The organism is Halomonas alkalisoli (genome assembly GCF_021412585.1).
Lineage (GTDB): Bacteria > Pseudomonadota > Gammaproteobacteria > Pseudomonadales > Halomonadaceae > Halomonas > Halomonas alkalisoli.
The window spans coordinates 1-18,686 of record NZ_JAKCMI010000012.1 but is presented as its reverse complement, the minus strand read 5'-3'; the positions used below and the strand labels follow the sequence as shown (position 1 = coordinate 18,686).

At 64.7% G+C, this 18,686-nt stretch carries 15 protein-coding genes; 5 read left to right on the top strand and 10 right to left on the bottom strand.

Annotation, left to right across the window (positions count from 1 at the left end):
• Positions 1-6: 6 nt before the first annotated feature.
• Genes LY622_RS02115 through LY622_RS02095 form a run of 5 tightly spaced genes read right to left on the bottom strand, consistent with a single transcriptional unit; the run spans position 7 to position 5,157 of the window.
• Complete coding sequence (locus LY622_RS02115; protein WP_234289383.1) at positions 7-714, bottom strand: heme-copper oxidase subunit III family protein; 708 nt, start codon at positions 712-714, stop codon at positions 7-9.
• Positions 715-724: 10 nt separating this feature from the next.
• On the bottom strand, positions 725-1,390 hold the full coding sequence (locus LY622_RS02110) for a cytochrome c oxidase subunit 3 (RefSeq protein WP_234289382.1): 666 nt from the start codon (positions 1,388-1,390) through the stop codon (positions 725-727).
• On the bottom strand, positions 1,387-3,186 hold the full coding sequence (locus tag LY622_RS02105) for a cytochrome c oxidase subunit I (RefSeq protein ID WP_234289381.1): 1,800 nt from the start codon (positions 3,184-3,186) through the stop codon (positions 1,387-1,389). Before LY622_RS02105 ends, LY622_RS02110 begins: the two co-directional genes overlap by 4 nt.
• Before the next feature lie 3 nt (positions 3,187-3,189).
• Positions 3,190-4,593, bottom strand: a complete 1,404-nt coding sequence (locus tag LY622_RS02100) for a c-type cytochrome (protein WP_234289380.1) — start codon at positions 4,591-4,593, stop codon at positions 3,190-3,192.
• Positions 4,594-4,620: 27 nt separating this feature from the next.
• Positions 4,621-5,157 (bottom strand): DUF1269 domain-containing protein, encoded by a 537-nt coding sequence (locus LY622_RS02095; RefSeq protein ID WP_234289379.1) that lies wholly within the window; start codon positions 5,155-5,157, stop codon positions 4,621-4,623.
• Positions 5,158-5,477: 320 nt separating this feature from the next.
• Between LY622_RS02095 and hutC the strand changes: the two genes are divergently transcribed.
• Positions 5,478-6,194, top strand: coding sequence for a histidine utilization transcriptional repressor HutC (gene hutC / locus LY622_RS02090; protein WP_234289378.1), 717 nt, complete (start codon positions 5,478-5,480; stop codon positions 6,192-6,194).
• Positions 6,195-6,276: 82 nt separating this feature from the next.
• Here hutC and LY622_RS02085 read toward each other — a convergent pair whose 3' ends face one another.
• From LY622_RS02085 to LY622_RS02075, 3 genes are all read right to left on the bottom strand, one after another.
• Entirely contained in the window at positions 6,277-7,656 is a 1,380-nt protein-coding gene (locus tag LY622_RS02085; RefSeq protein ID WP_234289377.1) for an FAD-binding oxidoreductase, read from the bottom strand.
• Between the two features lie 15 nt (positions 7,657-7,671).
• Positions 7,672-8,574 (bottom strand): alpha/beta fold hydrolase, encoded by a 903-nt coding sequence (locus tag LY622_RS02080; protein WP_234289376.1) that lies wholly within the window; start codon positions 8,572-8,574, stop codon positions 7,672-7,674.
• A gap of 204 nt (positions 8,575-8,778) precedes the next feature.
• Positions 8,779-9,267 (bottom strand): hypothetical protein, encoded by a 489-nt coding sequence (locus LY622_RS02075; RefSeq protein ID WP_234289375.1) that lies wholly within the window; start codon positions 9,265-9,267, stop codon positions 8,779-8,781.
• A 266-nt stretch (positions 9,268-9,533) separates the two neighbouring features.
• Here LY622_RS02075 and LY622_RS02070 point away from each other — a divergent pair, with 266 nt between their 5' ends.
• On the top strand, positions 9,534-9,791 hold the full coding sequence (locus LY622_RS02070) for a DUF4242 domain-containing protein (protein ID WP_234289374.1): 258 nt from the start codon (positions 9,534-9,536) through the stop codon (positions 9,789-9,791).
• Between the two features lie 12 nt (positions 9,792-9,803).
• Here the strand turns inward: LY622_RS02070 and LY622_RS02065 are convergent, their stop codons facing one another.
• Both LY622_RS02065 and LY622_RS02060 read right to left on the bottom strand, forming a co-directional pair.
• A complete protein-coding gene (locus LY622_RS02065; protein ID WP_234289373.1) occupies positions 9,804-12,752 on the bottom strand; it encodes a helix-turn-helix transcriptional regulator in 2,949 nt (982 codons plus the stop codon).
• A gap of 260 nt (positions 12,753-13,012) precedes the next feature.
• Positions 13,013-14,341, bottom strand: coding sequence for a YjiH family protein (locus LY622_RS02060; protein WP_234289372.1), 1,329 nt, complete (start codon positions 14,339-14,341; stop codon positions 13,013-13,015).
• A gap of 349 nt (positions 14,342-14,690) precedes the next feature.
• On the opposite strand from LY622_RS02060, the gene hutI reads away from it, so the two are divergent.
• The 3 genes from hutI to hutU all read left to right on the top strand — a co-directional run.
• Entirely contained in the window at positions 14,691-15,941 is a 1,251-nt protein-coding gene (gene hutI, locus LY622_RS02055; RefSeq protein WP_234289371.1) for an imidazolonepropionase, read from the top strand.
• Positions 15,934-16,923 (top strand): formimidoylglutamase, encoded by a 990-nt coding sequence (gene hutG / locus LY622_RS02050; protein ID WP_234289370.1) that lies wholly within the window; start codon positions 15,934-15,936, stop codon positions 16,921-16,923. Before hutI ends, hutG begins: the two co-directional genes overlap by 8 nt.
• Before the next feature lie 75 nt (positions 16,924-16,998).
• The coding region (gene hutU, locus LY622_RS02045) for a urocanate hydratase (RefSeq protein ID WP_234289369.1) at positions 16,999-18,686 on the top strand (1,688 nt) is incomplete at its 3' end.

Here is an 18,686-nt window from a genome sequence, read left to right as displayed (position 1 = left end):
GACCTCCTACCACAGATAGAAGAACGCGAAGATGAATACCCACACCAGGTCGACGAAATGCCAGTAGAGTCCCAGGCTCTCGACCATCCCGTAGTTGCCCTTGCGGCCGGTGAGGAAGCCGGGTCGCTGGCCATCCAGCGAACCGCGCATCACCTTGACCGCCATGATCACGATGAAGATCACCCCGATGGTCACGTGGGTACCGTGAAAGCCGGTGATCAGGAAGAACACCGCGCCGAACTGGGCCGCCCCCCAGGGGTTCTCCCAGGGCCGCACGCCCTCTCCGATCAGGATCGCCCACTCGAAGGCCTGCATGCCAACGAAGCTGGCCCCCAGCAGCGCCGTGATCAGCAGCAGCACGGCGGTCTTGCGACGATCGTTGGCGTAACCGTACTTCACCGCCAGCGCCATGGTGCCGCTGCTGCTGATCAGGATGAAGGTCATGATGGCGATCAACAGCAGCGGTATCGACTGCCCCGCGATGGTCAGCGCGAATACCTCGCTGGCATCCGGCCAGGGCTCAACGGTGGACATGCGCAGCACCATGTAGCCGACCAGGAAGCAGGCGAAGATGAACACATCGCTGAGGATGAAGAGCCACATCATCGCCTTGCCCCAGGGCACGTCGAACACCCGCCGCTCCGCCGACCAGTCGCGGATCAGGCCGGTCGCCCCCTCGCCGTGCGGCGAGCCTTCAGAGTGAGGAGTCGCCATGCTCATGCCCTCATGTCATCAGCAGCAGGGCAAACAGAATGCCCCACACCACCAGCAGGAAATGCCAATACAGCGCGCATAGCTCGATGCTTGGCAGCACCGCCCGGGGCGTCGCGCCCTGCTGCAGCTGGAACAGGCTGCGGGACCAGGCGAACAGGCCACCCAGGAGATGCAAGGCGTGCAGCGCCGTGAGCAGGAAGAAGAACGCATTGGCCGGGTTGGCGGCGAGATAGACACCGGCGACCTGCAGCTGCCACCAGGCCAGCGCCTGGCCCAGGATGAAGGCAATGGTGAAACCACCGCCCATCAGCAATCCACGCCGCAGACGCCGCGCATCTTCCCGGCGCGCAGCCTGCCAGGCCGCCTGCAGCGCCACGCTGCCCAGCACCAGGCAGGCGCTGTTCCACCACAGCAGGCCGGGCACCGCCAGCGGCTGCCAGTCGTGGCCCATGTCGTGGCGCATCAGATAGGCGCTGATGGTCAGCGCAAACAGCGAGGTGGCCACCGCCAGAAACACCCCTAGCCCCACCCGGGATGCGGTAACCCCCACCGGCATTTGACGGCTGCTCTTCCCCGCGGGCTGTGCTTCCCATGGCCGCACGTTGATCGAATGGCTGAACAACCAACCGCCGAAGATGGCCATCATCATGGCAATGAAAACCAGGGTCACGGTCATGACGTCCGCCTCCCCCGGGTGTCGCTTGTCGAATCGGTCCGCTCGACCTCCTCGGGGGCCATGTTCTGCGGGAGATAATCCTGCTTGGCACCGGGCACGCTGTAGTCATAGGCCCAGCGATAGACCACCGGCAGCTCGGCTCCGAAGTTGCCGTGGCGCGGCGGGGTGTGTTCGGTCTGCCACTCCAGGGTGGTCGCCTGCCAGGGATTGGGTCCGGCCTCGCGGCCGCGGAAGTAGCTGCGCACCAGGTTGTAGAAGAACACCAGCTGCACCAGGGCAACGATAATCGCCGCCACGCTCATGAAGGCGTTGAGGGCCTGCATCGAGTCGGCAATGTATCCCGTTTCGCCATAGCCGTAGTAGCGGCGCGGCACGCCGGCGAAGCCCATGAAGTGCATGGGGTAGAAGATCGCATAGGTGCCGAGGAAGGTGACCCAGAAGTGGATCTTGCCCAGGGTGTCGTCGAGCATGCGGCCGGTGATCTTGGGGTACCAGTGGTACATCGCCCCGAACACCACCAGCACCGGTGCCACCGCCATCACCATATGGAAATGGCCGACCACGAAGTAGGTATCCGCCAGCGGTACGTCGACGGTGACGTTGCCCAGGAACAGGCCGCTGAGCCCACCGTTGACGAAGGTGAAGATGAAGCCGATGGCGAACAGCATCGGCACCGTCATGCGGATGTTGCCGCGCCACAGCGTCAGCACCCAGTTGTAGACCTTGATCGCCGTGGGCACCGCGATGATCAGGGTGGTGGTGGCGAACAGGAAGCCAAAGTAAGGGTTCATGCCGCTGATGAACATGTGGTGGGCCCAGACCACGAAGCTGAGCACGGCGATGATGATGATCGCCCACACCATCATGCGGTAGCCGAAGATGTTCTTGCGCGCGTGGGTGGCGAGGATGTCGGAGACGATGCCGAAGGCCGGCAGCGCGACGATATACACCTCGGGATGACCAAAGAACCAGAACAGGTGCTGATAGAGCAAGGGGCTGCCGCCCTCATGGATGGAGTGCTCGCCGAGGTTGAGCATCTCGGGCATGAAGAAGCTGGTACCCAGCAACATGTCGCAGAGCATCATCAGGATCGCCACCAGCAGCGCCGGAAAGGCCAGCAGCGCCATCACGGTGGCCATGAAGATGCCCCAGATGGTCAGCGGCAGCCGCATCAGCGTCATGCCGCGGGTACGCGCCTGCAATACCGTGACCACGTAGTTGAGCCCGCCCATGGTGAAGCCGGCGATGAACACCGACAGCGAGGCCAGCATCAGCAGGATGCCACCGTCGATGCCGGGCGTACCGGGGCTGATCGCCTGGGGTGGGTAAAGCGTCCAGCCGGCGCCGGTGGCCCCGCCCGGCACGAAGAAGCTGGCCATCAGGATCAGCACCGCGGCCAGGTAGAACCAGTAGCTGAGCATGTTGAGGTAGGGGAAGGCCATGTCCCGCGCGCCGCACATCAGGGGGATCAGGTAATTGCCGAATGCGCCCAGGAAGAGTGCGGTAAGCAGATAGACCACCATGATCATGCCGTGCATGGTGACGTACTGCAGGTAGCTGGCCGGGTCGATCAACGAGAAGGTGTTGGGAAACCCCAGCTGCAACCGCATCAGGATCGACAGCACCAGTGCCACCAGCCCGATGGCGATGGCGGTGATGCCATACTGGATGGCGATCACCTTGGCATCCTGGCTCCACACGTACTTGCCGAGGAAGGTCCTGGGGTGCACCAGCTCCATGTTGTCGAACTCGCCCGCCTGAGCGTGGGGCACGCTGTGCTGTCCATGGTCGGCCATCGATCACTCCTCTCCGTCACCGGCGTTCACCACCGCTACCGTCATTGCGGGTTGCGGCAAGGTGGCGATATAGGCCACCACGTCGTTGACCGCACGCTCATCGACCAGCACCTGGGCCATCTCGACCATCTGGTTGCCGTAGGGATCCTCCCGGTGGCGACCGCGCACGCCCTCACGAAAATTCTGCAGCTGCCGCCTCAGGTACCAATCCGGCATCCCCGCCAGGCGTGGGCCGTTGGTGGCACGAATCCCCTCACCCTGCTGGCCATGACAGTTGGCGCAGGTGCGATAGCGGCGGGCGCCGCGCTCGGGGTCGCCGGCATCGAGGGTAGCCTCGAGCGGCTGATCGGGCAGAGTCGTGATATAGGCCGCCACGTCGGCAATCGCCTGGCGATCCGGCAACATGGTGGCGAAGGGGCGCATCTGGATTCCGTAGGTGTCGTCCTCATGGGTGCCGCGAGCCCCGCTGCGGAACAGCTCGAGCTGACGTTCCAGGTACCAGGCGTCAAGCCCCGCCAACTTGGGCGCGTTGAGGTCCTGGTTGCCCTGCCCCTCGGCGCCATGGCAAGCGGCACAGCTGGTATACCCCGACGCCCCCGCCTCGGGGTCGCCGGGCTCAAGCGCAGCGAACTCGGCGTAGGTAGGCTGGTCGGCGAGCCAGGCATCGAACGTCTCCTGCTCGACCACCTCGATGCGCCCGCGCATGGCGAAGTGGGCAATGCCGCACAGCTGCGCGCAGACGATCTCGTACTCCCCGAGCACGGTCGGCGTGAACCAGAAGTAGGAGGTCTGCCCCGGCACCATGTCCATCTTGGCGCGGAAGTTGGCCACCTTGACGTTGTGCAGCACGTCCTTGGAGCGCAGCACCATCTTCACCGGCCGGTCGACCGGCAGCAGCAGGTGTGGTGCGGTGATCAAGATGTCGTCATGCCCCGCAGGGTCGTCGACCATGCCGAAAGGATTCCGGTCATCGATGAAGCGATTGTGGGCCGCCCCGAAACGACCATCCTCACCGGGAAGACGAAAGCTCCAGTGCCACTGCTGCCCCACCACCTCCACCTCGTGGGCATCCTCCGGGGGTGAAACGAAGGAGGCCCAGACCACCAAGCCGGGTGCCAGCAAGCCGGCGATGCCGAGCGTGGTCAGGCCGGTCAGCCACAGCTCCAGCGACTTGTTCTCGGGATCATACTGGGAGCGCCGCCGCCTGCTGAACCGGTAGCGGATGATCACATAGGCCAGGAACAGGTTAACCGCCAGGAATACCGCACCGGTGACCCACAGGGTGATCTGGATGGTATCGTCGATCGTCCCCCAGTTGGAGGCCAGCGGGGTGAGGTACCAGGGGCTGACGAAGAAGAACAGCACAGACCCCATCGCCAGCACGATGACCGCAACCGCAATTGCCATGGCCTACCTCCTTCCCCGCCCCTTGCCCTATACGCCGGTCCCGCAATGGTGCCGGCGCTCTTCCGGTGTGACCTTGTCGATGATGACCTCGGGGTGATGGCGGTGAATCACGGAGTAGATACTCGACTCACGCTCGTTGGGGACGTCCACCATCATCAGGTAGGCACCGTGCTCGATCTCGTCCTCGTACTTGTCCACCTTCACGTCGTGCACCGACACGCCGACCATGGTGCTGGTCCAGACGCCGAACAGGCCACCAAAGATGCCCATTCCCACGATCAGGGCGGCGATACCCATATTGGTAAAGCCTTCGCCCAGCACGTAGTAGGCCACTACGCCGAGCGCACACCCCAGAGGAACACCGAACAGCGCGCCACGCACCGCGGCGTGGCCCACATCCGAGGTCTGAAGCAACGTCGCACTGTTGACGCCACGCTCCTTGAGCTTCAGCCAGTTACGGCCGGTGACATGAACTTCCTTGCTGGTCAGGCCCAGGTCGCTCAGCTCATGGGCGATATTGACGGTGGTATCCAGGTCAGGGGAAAGAAAATAGAGGCGCTGCATGGCATGCCCTCCTCACTCAGTCAGGGGAGACGCAGCGCGACAGGGTGCACATTCACTGTGCAACGCACTTCCTTTATTATTTATCCCTAAAACATCACGGCGTCTTTTATGTGGTTGACCCGATCAGTCGGTTATTTCCTATATCAAGGTTGTCTATATTTCCTTTTTGAGCAAGCTCCTTTTATATCGATCATGACTAAGCTGCTGGGCTCCTCCTCCCCCCTTGGGGTGTGCCCGCCGCTGCCGGCAGGTAAACTGCTCCTGGTTCGCTGACCGTTTCATTCGACCCGTTTCATTCGACATAGGACTTGGCGCCGACCATGGGCAGTTCCCCTCCGCTCTACCTGCAGATCCAGCAGCACCTGCTGGAGAAGATCAACGGCGGCATATGGCCGGCGCACCATCAGATCCCCCCCGAGGAGCAATTGGCACGCGACTTCGGTGTCAGCCGGATGACCGCCAACAAGGCAATACGCGACCTGGTACAGCAGGGCTACCTGATTCGCCAACCGGGGCTCGGCACCTTTGTCACCGACCGCAAGGCGGAGTCGTCACTGGTGGAGGTACACAATATCGCCGAGGAGGTGCGCAGCCGCGGTCACGGCTACAGTAACGAGGTGCTGTGCAGCGAAGCGATTGAAGCCGATGACGAAGTCGCGCTGCGCCTCGGCGTACGCCTGGGCACACGGGTCTTTCACACCCTGATCGTGCATTGCGAGAATGGCGTGCCGATCCAGCTCGAGAACCGCTACGTCAATCCTCGCTGGGTGCCGGACTATCTCGATACCGACTTCACGTGTCACACCCCCAACGAGGTGCTGGTGGCGGCCTGTCCGATCAGCGATATCGAACACGTGGTCGAGGCGGTGCTGGTGGATGAGGCCACCGCACGCCATCTGGACACCGACACGACCCGCCCCTGCCTGAGCATGATTCGCCGCACCTGGTCCGGCGACCATCTGATCAGCTACGCCCGGCTGATCCACCCCGGCGAACGCTACAAGCTGCGCTCGTCGGTGCGTCCTGAGCGACGCTGACCAACCTGACGGCGCAGGCCGACCTCGGCCGGTGGAGCCCCCTGATCGAGCACCGCCCAGCAAGCGCTACGGCCGGCGCCCGCTAGCCGGCCGGCGGGATGTTGTGATTGCCCCGGAACAGGTTGCCGGGATCGTACTCGGCCTTGATGCGCGCCAGCCGCGCGTAGTTATCGCGGTAGGTGGCCCTGACCCGCTCCTCGCCCTCGTCGTTCATGATGAAGTTCACATAGCCGCCGCCGGCGGAATAGGGGTGCAAGGCGTCCCAGTAGTCCTTGGTCCAGCGGGTGATCCTGTCTCGATTGGCGGGATCGGGATCGACGCCGACGATGACCTGCGACCACCTCGCCTCACGGTGGCTGAACGCGGTGTCATGACGCCCGACCCTGTGCACGGCACCGTCGACCGGGTACAGGTGCATCGTCGACAGTGGGGTCGGAACCTCCGCATATTCGACATGACGCTCGATGGCCGCATCGCTGAGCTCGGTGACGAAATCGCCGCGCCAGTACCACTGCAATCCAGGTTGATAGAGGCCATCGAAGGCACTCTGCAGCATTGGATAGGGCATCGGCTGAACGCCGTGCAGGGCCGGAGCGGCGGGCTCATGGACGGCCGCCAGGAGTCGTTCGGCCTCCTCCTCGGGCCCGGTATGGCACCAGACGATGCCGCACATCCGTTTATTGTGCAGATGTTCGGGGAACGGCGGTGCCGGCGGCACGCTCAGTAAAGCGAAGAAGCCGTTCAGCGACTCGGGCGCGGCGGCGATGAAGTCGCGGTACCAGCGCAGCACGGCGGCCGAGTGCTCCAGCTCCCACAGCGTCGGGCCGGCGTTCACGATGTTCACCGGATGCAGCTGGAACAGGAACGAGGTCGCCACGCCGAAGTTGCCGCCGCCGCCGCGGATGGCCCAGAACAGCGCCGGATGCTGGGTCTCGCTCACGGTGACGAAGCGCCCGTCGGCCAGCACCAGGTCGGCCTCCAGCAGATTGTCGATGGTCAGCCCGTACCGGCGGCTCAGATGGCCGTGGCCACCGCCCAGGGTGAGCCCCCCCACCCCGGTGGTGGAGATGATGCCGCTGACCGTGGCCAGGCCGAAGGCGTGGGTGGCGTGATCCACATCGCCCCAGGTGCAGCCCCCCTCGACCCGGGCGGTGCGCATGGCGGGATCGATGCGAATCCCCCGCAGGGCCGAGAGATCGATCACCAGGCCGTCGTCGCAGCCGCCCAGCCCGGCACCGTTGTGGCCGCCGCCGCGCACCGCCAGGGGCAGCCCCTGCTCGCGGGCGAAGTGGACCGCACGGATCACGTCGGCCACATTTCCGCAACGGGCGATCAGCCGCGGGCGCTTGTCGATCATGCCGTTGTAGAGCCGGCGGGCCGACTCGTAGTCGGGATCCCCGGCCTGGAGCAATGCGCCGCGCAAGGCAGCCTGGAAGGTATCCCGTGCGGTATCGGTACTCATGGCAGTGCCCTCCTCTCAATGCTCGGCCAGAAAATCGAGAATGGCGGCCGTAAAGTCCTCGACGGCATTGAATGTCCCATCGTGATTGACGCCGGGAATCACCTGTACCTCGGCCTGGGGCTGGCACTGTGCCATGGTGTCGGCGACCGATTCATAGTAGACGTCGGCATGCTCCCCCCTCAGGACCAGGGTGGGCTGCTCGATGGATGCCAGATCCTCGCAGCTGATGGCAGGTGGCGTCATGCTCATCTGGAGCGGTACCGTGCGGGCGTTGTCCAGCCAGATGGTGCGCATGTACTCGGGTTCCTGCTCGAAACCGCCCGGCGACCGCTGGAACACGGCCTCGATAAACAGCTTGGTGGCCTGCTCCGCATCGCCGGCCTCCAGGGCCTCCATGGCGGGGCCGTACTTGTTGCCCTCCTCTTCGATGGCGGCCTGGCGTTCCTCCGGCAACTCGGCGACCAGCGAGGGGACATGCGGTTCATAGTGCACCATGCCGCGCACCAGTTCCGGGTACTCCAGCGCCACCTGCGGGGTGATCTGACCGCTGTACGACCAACTGACCAGATAGACCGGCCCGGCATCCAGCGCCTGGATGAACGCTGCCAGATCGGCGGCATGGGTCTCGCTGGAGAACTGCTCGCCGTCGTCCGGCCAGGGCTCGGTGCCGAAATAGCGCTGGGTATAGGCGATGAAGCGGTGCTCGCGGGCGATGGCCTCGCGGTACGGTTCCCAGGCCCGGTGATCGACAATCGCCGCAGGCACGAACACGACGGGCCTGCCTTCTCCCTCATCGATATAGTGAAGGGTGACGCCATTGACCTCCACTGTGGAGGTCTGCTCGGCAATAACGGCAGATGATGATCCTGCCAGCACTAGTGCGGCAGTCACTATCGGAAAAGAGAACAACCGGCACATGACACTCCCCCTTCGATCCCATCGATCGAGCATTGATTACAGGGTGAGTCTAGAGCGCCATATCGGAAACCACATCGGCAGAGCTGACTATTTTCGAGACGACACCCGATCAGGAAATAGTCAAAATTGACTATCGCAACACGGTGACAGCGACATACCCGGCCTTCGGAAGGCCGGGTATGTCGCTGAAGAGTCCTGAGGCGATCATTCACTGATGGCCACGCTTCCTGTGCTTCCTGGCCCACCGGCAGTAAGCTGAGGCGCTTGATCGGCACTGTCTATCCGTTGGCCACGCGGACAGAGGACCAGGCGCTGTAGCGGGGTCGGATAGGCATCCTCGTTCCCACTGCACCGCTGTGCATAGGCCGGCGCCTCCGGCTCGCCCACCATGACCACCGAGCCGGCATCATTTCGGACGGTGAACTGCACCGGCAGACCACGCTCGATCAGGGACAGGGTATAGCGCTGGCCGGGCTCGAGGTAGGCGATATGGCGCATCAGAACCTCCTCTTCACCCACCCAGGTGGTGACGACTTCATAGCCACCACCTCTCTCGGCGTAATACATCACCGCGTGTTGATCATCACCTCCCAGTCGATAGGCATGGATGGGCTTCAATATCTGCTCGGCGGCCACTCCGAAGGCAAGTACCAAAGCGGTAACCATGGCACAGATGACAGTAATAGTTTTCATGGCATTATTCTCCTAAGGCTTGTTCACACGCCTGCAATGGACGCGTAAAACAAGCCTAGGGGGCGCCCGACTTCGCAACATCGACAGAACGGATCATTTTCCGGCCCCAAGCACAAAATCTCGAATGGTCAGGGTTGGCCATCGACTCGAGCCATGACGCACGCTCACACGGATATCGCGGCAAATGCTGCATGTTCCCCGCTCACCGGTGGACCTATAGTGAAATGACCATTCGTGCTTTACCTGACCGCAGGGAGGAATAACTTATGCCCCTCTTTCTTATCGAGCGGAATTTTGCCGAACAGCTCGAATTCACCACCGACTCGGTAAGGGAAGTCACCGAGATCAATCAGGAGATCAGCGTGCACTGGTTGTTCTCCTTCCTCAGCGCCGACAAGAAGAAGACCTACTGCCTCTATGAAGCCACGGATCCCGAGGCCATTCGCGAGGCGGCCCGACGAGCCGGGGTGCCGGCCGATGTGATCGTCGAGGTCGACCAGATAAACCCTGAGGCTTATGTCTGAGAGAAGCCGAGCCTACTCTTCGACCAGGCCATGCCGGATAGCATAGGCCGCCGCCTCGGTGCGGTTGGCGGTGTGGGTCTTGGCCAGGATGTTTCGCACATGATTGGCGACGGTATTCGGGCTGAGAAAGAGTCGCTCGGCTACCTCACGGTTACTCCGACCGGCAGCGAGCAATTGCAATACCTGCACTTCTCGCCGGCTCAATCCGTCCGGATAGACCGGTCGGGTCGAGAGTGTTTCCCGTAACGCGTCACAGCGCCGTGCCAACTCCCCCATACCGAGTTCGCGGGCGGTCAGCAACGCCGCTTCCACCAGTGCCCGCGCCGGTTCGGGCTGCTTGCGTTGCGCCAGCAACCGGGCGTAGTGGTATCGATCGTGGGCCAGCCAGGGCCATCCCTCGGTGCGTTCATCCATGGCCAGTGCGGTCTGGAAATGACGCTCGGCGGTGTCCCACTGCTTCAGGGTGACGGCCAGCATGCCGAGAAACCGGTCTGCCGAACCGTAGCAGGCGGTATGGGCGCCGGAGACGATGTTGCGGCCGACATAGGGCAGCAGATAGCGGTACAGGGTGGCGGCATGCCCGGCCTCGTCGAGACGGGCACACACTTCTGCCAGGTAGGTGATACTGGTCGACCACATGGCATCGCGGGACACGGCCTTGAGCTCATCGGTCATGAGGTACTTGAACTCGATACGCGCCTCCTCCATCAGCTCCAGGTCGGCATACAGCACGGCCAGTCCCGGTCGCCATGCCGCCGCCTCGGGAGTATTCCGCACGAAATGGCTTAGCACCGGCTGGAGCTCGCCCAGCCGGCCCTGCTCCCGGCGCAAGGTAAACATCTGCATGCCGAACACTCCCTCGGCATGGTCCGGGGAAAAGCGTCGGCCCACGATCAGGTTTTCCCGCGCTTGCTGCTCGGCCTCGGCGAAGCGCCCCCGGTGAGTGGTCAACATGGCCTGGGCACTCAGGCCGACGGCCTGCAGAAACGGCTGTCGCCAGGCATTGGCCACCCGCTGGTGCAGGTCGAGCACGGCCCGGGCGCTGTCGATATCCCCGTATTCCATCAGATCCCCGATGTACCAGCCGGTCATGTCACCGACCGCCCATTCCGGGTGCCCCGCCTGATGCACCAGCTCCAGCGCCTCGCGTGCTGCGGCCAGGCGCTCATCCAGGTGCTCCGGCCACGAGCGTGCCGGAACGATGGCGCTGAGTGCCTCGAACAGAGTGAGTGGATCACCCAGCCGGCGCGCCAGCCGGGTCGCCTGTTGGAGAGCCGCATGGGCGGCCTGGGGCCGGTCGCAGTAGATATTGGCCCGACACAGCGCCGCCAGCAGCTCGGCCCGCAAACGCTCCGCCGATGGGTCCAGGGCCGCCAGAGCTTCCTCCAGCAGGGCTACCGCCTGTTCGCCGTGACGACCGATCCGCCAGCCGACGCTCTCGTAGCCGAGTGCGGCCCGGGCCAGCATGGCGACGGCCCACTCGGCGGTTGGGCCCGCGTGTCGAGCCAGTTCGGCGGCCTGCACGAAGATGTTCAGGGATCCATCGGCACGCCCGCCGGCCCGGTTGCGGGCTTCCGCCAGGGCCAGCAACAAGCGGCAGCCGCGCTCGCTGTCCTGTGGCAGGTACTGCTCCTGCAGTTGCAGGGCCAGATGGTAGAAATGCACCGCCTCCTCGTAGGCCAGCAGCGTATCGGCCCGGGCGCCGGCGCGTTCGGCATAGTCGATGGCCTGCCCGGCCGTGCCGATGGCCGCCGCCTGGGCGAAGTGGTGGGCCAGCTGAGGCAGGCAGGCAGGCAGGTCCTGGTGGTGCAACGCCTCCAGCCGCTCGCCGACCCGCTGGTGCAGGCGCATTCGTCGGGTGGTCGACAGCTCCTCGTACAGGGTTTCGCGGATCAGTGCATGACTGAACTGGAAACGCCCCGGCTGAGGGAGCTCCTCGACGATGTGAGCCTCCAGCGCCTCGTCCAGGATATCCAGTAACTCGGTTTCCGGCAGTGCCAGGCCGGCCAGCAGTTCGAGTTCGAAGCGCCGGCCGATCACCGCGGCCATGCCCAGCAAGCGGTTGCAATCGCGCGACAGCCGATTCAAACGCTGTCCGATGATCTCGTGGATGCCCGCCGGGATACGTGGCACCACCCCGTCCGGAGGCAGACCCTCCTGCAGCAGGTGGCGGGACAGCTCACGCATGAACAGCGGATTGCCTTCGCTGTGCTGGTATATCGCTGTCGATACGACGGACAGCGGGAGGGCCCCGGCCAGCGAGACAAGGAACAGTTCGGTTTCATCGCGCGACATGCCGCTCAGCGGTAGGCGCCGGCAGTGAGGCAGACGGGACAGTTCACCGAGGGTATCGGAGAGTGGATGCTGACGGCTCAGCTCGATGTCACGGAAGCTGCCGAGCAGCAGCAGAGGGCTGGCCGCGATCTCCCGGGCCAGGAATTCCAGCAGCTTGAGCGAGGCGGTATCGGCCCAGTGAAGATCGTCCAGAATCAGGACCAGAGGCTGGTCCCGTGAGGCCCGTTGCCAGAATCGCGTGAGGGTATCGAGCAGCCGAAAGCGGGCCTGGGCCGGATCATCGATGGGCGGCGGCTCTACCAGGTCAGGCAGGCGCTGCCTGAGTTCCGGTAGTAGTTCGGCGATCACTCCGGCATCGCTGCCCGGAATTTCACCCGACAGGGCCGAATCGGCCTCCCCCAGCCAGCCGCGCAGCAGCTGCAACCAGGGCCAGTACAGCGGTGCGCCCGGTTCCTCGTAGCAACGCCCCCACAGCACCCTCAGCCCTTGCTGCTCGGCCCGCGTGGCGAGTTCCTGCGCGGTACGGGTCTTGCCGATGCCCGGGTCACCACTGAGCAGCAGGAGCCCGCCCTGCCCGGTAGCACATTGCGCCAATGCCTCATCGATGGCGGCAAGCTCACCCTTGCGGCCAACGAACTCCTCCACCGACCCCATGATATGCGTCAATGCAACACCGCACCTGTCGCAGCAAGCGACCCCGTCCCGGTTGTTCCAGCCGCAATGGTGACATTGCATGGCGTCACTCGCGGGCTCTCGAACTGTCGTCCTTGAATCATAGCCCAGTATATCGGCAGACCCGCCGTAGACCGCACGCTAAACGACGACAACGACGGTGCTTCTCGAGCGGTGGCCTCGGTAGCCACGTTCCGGGCGCCGCCCGGCCGTTCCCCCGGCCCGGCGGCGCTCGTGGGGACTCGCAGGGCGGCTCAGCCAGCCAGCGCCTGAACCAGGTAGCCCGCCGGCACGGCGAGCAGCAGGCTCAGCGCCACGCGAATGAACCAGATCACCACGATGCGCCCCACCGAGAGCGGAATGCTGGTGGAAAGGATGCAGGGAATCGAGGCGGAGAAGAACAGCACGCCCGAGACCGAAACCACCCCGGCGGCGAAGCGCGCCACGAAATCGGCTTCCGCCATCAGCAGCGCGGGCAGGAACATCTCTGCCAGGCCCGAGGCCGCCGCCTGGGAGAGTGCCGCGGCATCGTCCAGTCCCCAGATGGCCACGAAGGGATAGAACAGCCAGCCCAGCCACTCGAACAGCGGCGTGTACTTGGCCAGCAGCAGGCCCAACAGCCCCACCGACATGATCGACGGCAAGATGCTGATCGCCATCACCAGGCCTTCTCGCACGTTGATCGACACGCTCCTGGCCAGGCTGGGAGCCTTTTCGGCAACGGCGAGGCCGGTATGCCAGGCCGTAGAGAGCCGCTTGCCCGGTATCGACTCCGGTTCACCATCGGTCTTGCTATTGTCCATGCCACGCAGGGGCGGCAGGCGCACGGTGATCGCCGTGACGATGAAGGTGATCAAGAGCGTCAACCAGAAGTAGAGATTCCACACGCTCATCAGGTCGAGGGTACGCGCCACGATGATCATGAAGGTGGCCGAGACCGTGGAGAAGCCGGTAGCGATGATCGCCGCTTCCCGGGCCGAGTACTGCCCCGCCTGGTAGACCCGGTTGGTAATCAGCAGGCCGATGGAGTAGCTACCGACGAAGGATGCCACGGCATCGATGGCCGAGCGCCCGGGAGTGCGCCAGATCGGCCGCATCACCGGCTGCACCAGCACACCGATCAGCTCCAGCAGGCCATAGCTGATCAACAGCGCCAGGAAGACGGCACCGATGGGCACGATCAGCCCGACGGGAATCACCAGCCGCTCGAACAGGAACGGCAGCATGTCGGGCTCATGCAGGAAGCCAGGCCCCCAGCCGGTCATGGCCATCAGTGCCGCGGCCACCCCGGCCAGCTTGAGCAGCGTGAAGATGCGCTCGGTGAGGCTACGATTCCAGTAGCCCTTGGCCAGGGGGTAGGCGGCACCGGCAACGATCAGCGCCAGGGCATAGAAACCGCTGAAGTCCCCCAACAGGGTACGCGCCCCGGTGACCATGTGGTCCAGCAGGATGGTCGTTCGTTCGCCGATGGTCACCGGCACGAAGAAGATCAGGATACCCAGCGCACTGGGTATGAACAGCTTGAGTACGGTCATCAGCGATGGTCGACGGCGACTCTGTGCCGTCTGCTGAGGGATCGTCATGGAATCCCCTCCTCTTGTTGTCGTCGGAATGTCGTGACACGCCACGGTGCCGGTCGGGTGTCGATACGGCCTGTCATTAATGTATATACAATAAGATGAATCGCCCAGCCAGGACAACCCGCGGAATCACGCCTATACTTTCGTCGTAGCCTTGACGGATGCCAATAGAATCACGAGGACGACAATCCATTATTATTGTTATCTAACAAATAGATAGATAAATAACGCAAGGAGGAATCTTACGCCGAACACCGGCAACACCCCGGAATGGCGCCGCCATACTTGACGCGAGGACGGCCATCGTTTAAATGTATATACATTACATCGACCATCATCAGCAGGAGGCCCCATGACCGGCACCCCGCAGAAGCGCAAACTCTGGCGAGACGTCATCCTCTTCGATGGCCTCGACACCCTGCCCGAGCCGATGGCGGTCATGGTCGAAGGCGACCGTATCGGTCGTGTCGTGCCGATGACCGAATTCGACGAGGCCACCGCAGCCGGCTGTGAGGAGATGGCCCGCGGCGGTGTGATGACCCCTGGCCTGGTCGATTGCCACACCCATCTGGTATTCGGCGGCTCTCGAGCCGATGAATTCGAGCAGCGCCTGGAAGGCGCCAGCTACGAGGAGATCGCGCGAGCCGGCGGCGGCATCCTCAGCACGGTGAACGCCACCCGGGCAGCCACCGAAGCCGAGCTGTTCGAAGCCGCCCGGCCGAGGCTGGAGGCGCTGATGCGGGACGGCGTCACCACCGTGGAGATCAAGTCCGGCTACGGCCTCACCGTTGCCGACGAACTCAAGATGCTGCGGGTGGCACGTCGCCTGGGCCAGGAGCTGCCGGTGCGGGTGGTCACCACCCTGCTTGGCGCCCATGCCCTGCCCCCGGAATTCAGGGACGACAGCGACGGCTATATCAGCCTGGTATGCAACGAGATGATCCCTGCCGCCGCCACCGAAGGATTGGCCGACGCGGTGGACGTGTTCTGCGAGAAGATCGCCTTCTCGGTCCCCCAGTGCGAACGGGTGTTCCAGGCCGCCAAGGCCCACGGCCTGTCGATCAAGGCCCATGCGGAGCAGCTCTCCAACCTGGGTGGCAGTGCCGCCGCGGCGCGCTTCGGGGCACTCTCCGCCGACCATATCGAATTTCTCGACGAAGCCGGTGTGGAAGCCCTGCGCGAGGCCGGCAGTGTCGCCGTGCTGCTGCCCGGCGCCTTCCACACCCTGAGGGAGACCCGGCTGCCCCCCATCGAGGCGTTGAGGGCCGCCGGAGTGCCAATGGCGGTGGCCACCGATGCCAACCCGGGCAGCTCGCCGATCTTCAACCCCACCCTGATGCTCAATTTCGCCTGCACCCTGTTCCGGCTGACGCCACGGGAGGCGCTGGCCGGCATGACCGCCCATGGCGCCCGGGCCCTAGGGTTTCATGAAGAGCGGCTTGGTCGAATCGAGGAAGGCGCCCCGGCCGACCTCTGCCTGTGGCACGCCGACACCCCCGCCGCCCTCGCCTATGCCATACAGCCCGGCCGCCTGCGCCAGCGGGTGTTCGCGGGTAGCGTCAGTGAACCGGAACGAGACGAAGGAGAACGCCGCCATGTCTGAGTGGATCGATATGTCGCCCTGGGCAGGGCGTGAGGACCCGGAGCCGAACAGCCTGCGCTGGCATCAGGTGATCGAACCCCTGCCCGCCGGCAACCGGGCGGCGAACGCTCCTGCCGGCATCGCCCTGCTCGGCTTCGCCTGTGACGCCGGAGTGGCGCGCAACCACGGGCGCATCGGCGCCGCTGGCGGCCCCCGCGCCATACGCAAGGCGCTGGCCAACCTGGCCTGGCACCATGGTGCGTCCGCCTTCGATGCCGGCGATGTGGTCTGCCACCCCCATGGCAGCGACGACGGCATGGAAAGCGCTCAGTCGCGGCTCGCCGGGAGGGCCGCCGCGCTGCTCGACGCCGGTCATCTGCCGGTGGTGCTCGGTGGCGGTCATGAAGTGGCCTATGGCAGCTGGTCGGGCCTGGCTCGTCACCTGGAAAACGCGGCGTCCGGCAAGAAGGCGCCGGTCATCGGCATCATCAACCTCGACGCGCACTTCGATCTTCGCAACCCGCTTCTCACCCCAGGCCAGCGCGGCTCCTCGGGCACGCCCTTCGCCCAGATCGCCGACGAATGCGAGCGCCGCGGCTGGCCGTTCCGCTACGCCTGCCTCGGCGTGAGCAGGGCCAATAACACCGCGGCCCTGTTCGAGCGCGCCACCGAGTTCGGCGTGCTGGTGCGCGAGGATCACGAGATCACCGCGGCAAGCCTCGATGGCATCGGCGACGAACTCGACGCCTTTATCGCCGACTGCGACCGGATCTACCTGACCATCGACATGGACGTGCTGCCGGCAAGCGAAGCCCCCGGTGTCAGCGCCCCCGCCGCCCATGGTGTATCGCTGCCCCTGCTGGAGCGCCTGGCCGTGCGCGTACGCGATAGCCACAAGCTGGCCTTGGTCGACCTGGCCGAACTGAACCCAGGCTTCGATATCGACGGCCGCACCGCCAAGGCGGCAGCGCGGCTGATCCATCAACTGACGCTCGCACCCTGATCCGGCCTGAGGGCATAAGGCCAGGCATCAGACCCAAGAGACACGAAAAGTCACGACAATAGACAGGAGACGACAATGAACAGCCACCAGGCCCCCACAACCGACCCCCGTCACGATCCCAGCCGCCGGATCGCCGCCCCCACCGGGACTGAACTCAGCTGCAAGAGCTGGCTCACCGAAGCCCCCATGCGCATGCTGATGAACAACCTTCACCCGGACGTGGCAGAGCGCCCCGAGGACCTGGTGGTCTACGGCGGCATCGGTCGTGCCGCCCGGGACTGGCAGTGCTTCGACGCCATCGTCGAGACCCTCAAGCGCCTGGAGGACAACCAGTCGCTGCTGATCCAGTCGGGCAAGCCGGTGGGCGTGTTCGAGACCCACAGGGACGCCCCGCGGGTGCTCATCGCCAACTCCAACCTGGTACCGGCCTGGGCCAACTGGGAGCACTTCAACGAGCTGGATAAGCAGGGCCTGATGATGTACGGCCAGATGACCGCCGGCTCATGGATCTACATCGGTTCCCAGGGCATCGTCCAGGGTACCTACGAGACCTTCGTCGAGGCCGGGCGCCAGCACTACGACGGAAAGTTGGCCGGGCGCTGGATCCTCACCGCCGGCCTCGGCGGCATGGGCGGCGCCCAACCCCTGGCCGCGACCCTGGCCGGGGCCTGTTCGCTGAATATCGAGTGCCAGCAGACCAGCATCGATTTCCGCCTGCGCACCCGTTACCTGGACGAGCAGGCCAGCGACCTGGACGACGCCCTGGCGCGCCTCGAGCGCTACACCGCCGAGGGCAAGGCGGTTTCCATCGGCCTGTGCGCCAACGCCGCCGACGTGCTGCCCGAGCTGGTGAAGCGTGGCGTGCGCCCGGACATGGTCACCGACCAGACCAGCGCCCACGACCCGCTGCATGGCTACCTGCCGTCGGGCTGGAGCTGGGACGAATACGTGGCCCGGGGCAAGACCGAACCCGAGGCGGTGACCAAGGCCGCCAAGCAGTCCATGGCGGTGCATGTGCGTGCCATGCTCGACTTCCAGGCCATGGGCGTGCCGACCTTCGACTACGGCAACAATATCCGCCAGATGGCCCAGGAAGAGGGCGTGGAGAACGCCTTCGACTTCCCCGGCTTCGTACCGGCCTATATCCGCCCGCTGTTCTGCCAGGGCATCGGCCCGTTCCGCTGGGTGGCGCTCTCCGGCGACCCGGAGGACATCTACAAGACCGACCAGAAGGTCAAGGAGCTGATCCCGGACGACCCGCACCTGCACAACTGGCTCGACATGGCCCGGGAGCGGATCGCCTTACAGGGCCTGCCGGCGCGGATCTGCTGGGTCGGCCTGAAGGATCGCGCCCGCCTGGGCCAGGCCTTCAACGAGATGGTTGCAAAAGGAGAGCTCAAGGCACCCATCGTCATCGGCCGCGACCACCTGGACTCCGGCTCGGTGGCCAGCCCCAACCGCGAGACCGAGGCGATGATGGACGGCAGCGACGCCGTCTCCGACTGGCCGCTGCTCAACGCCCTGCTCAATACCGCCGGCGGCGCGACCTGGGTCTCGTTGCACCACGGCGGAGGCGTGGGCATGGGCTATTCACAGCATGCCGGGGTAGTGATCGTCGCCGACGGCACGGACGAAGCCCACGCGCGCCTGGGCCGGGTGCTGCGCAACGACCCGGGCACCGGGGTGATGCGCCACGCGGATGCCGGGTACGATATTGCCAAGCAGTGCGCCCGCGACAACGGCCTCGACCTGCCGATGCTGGA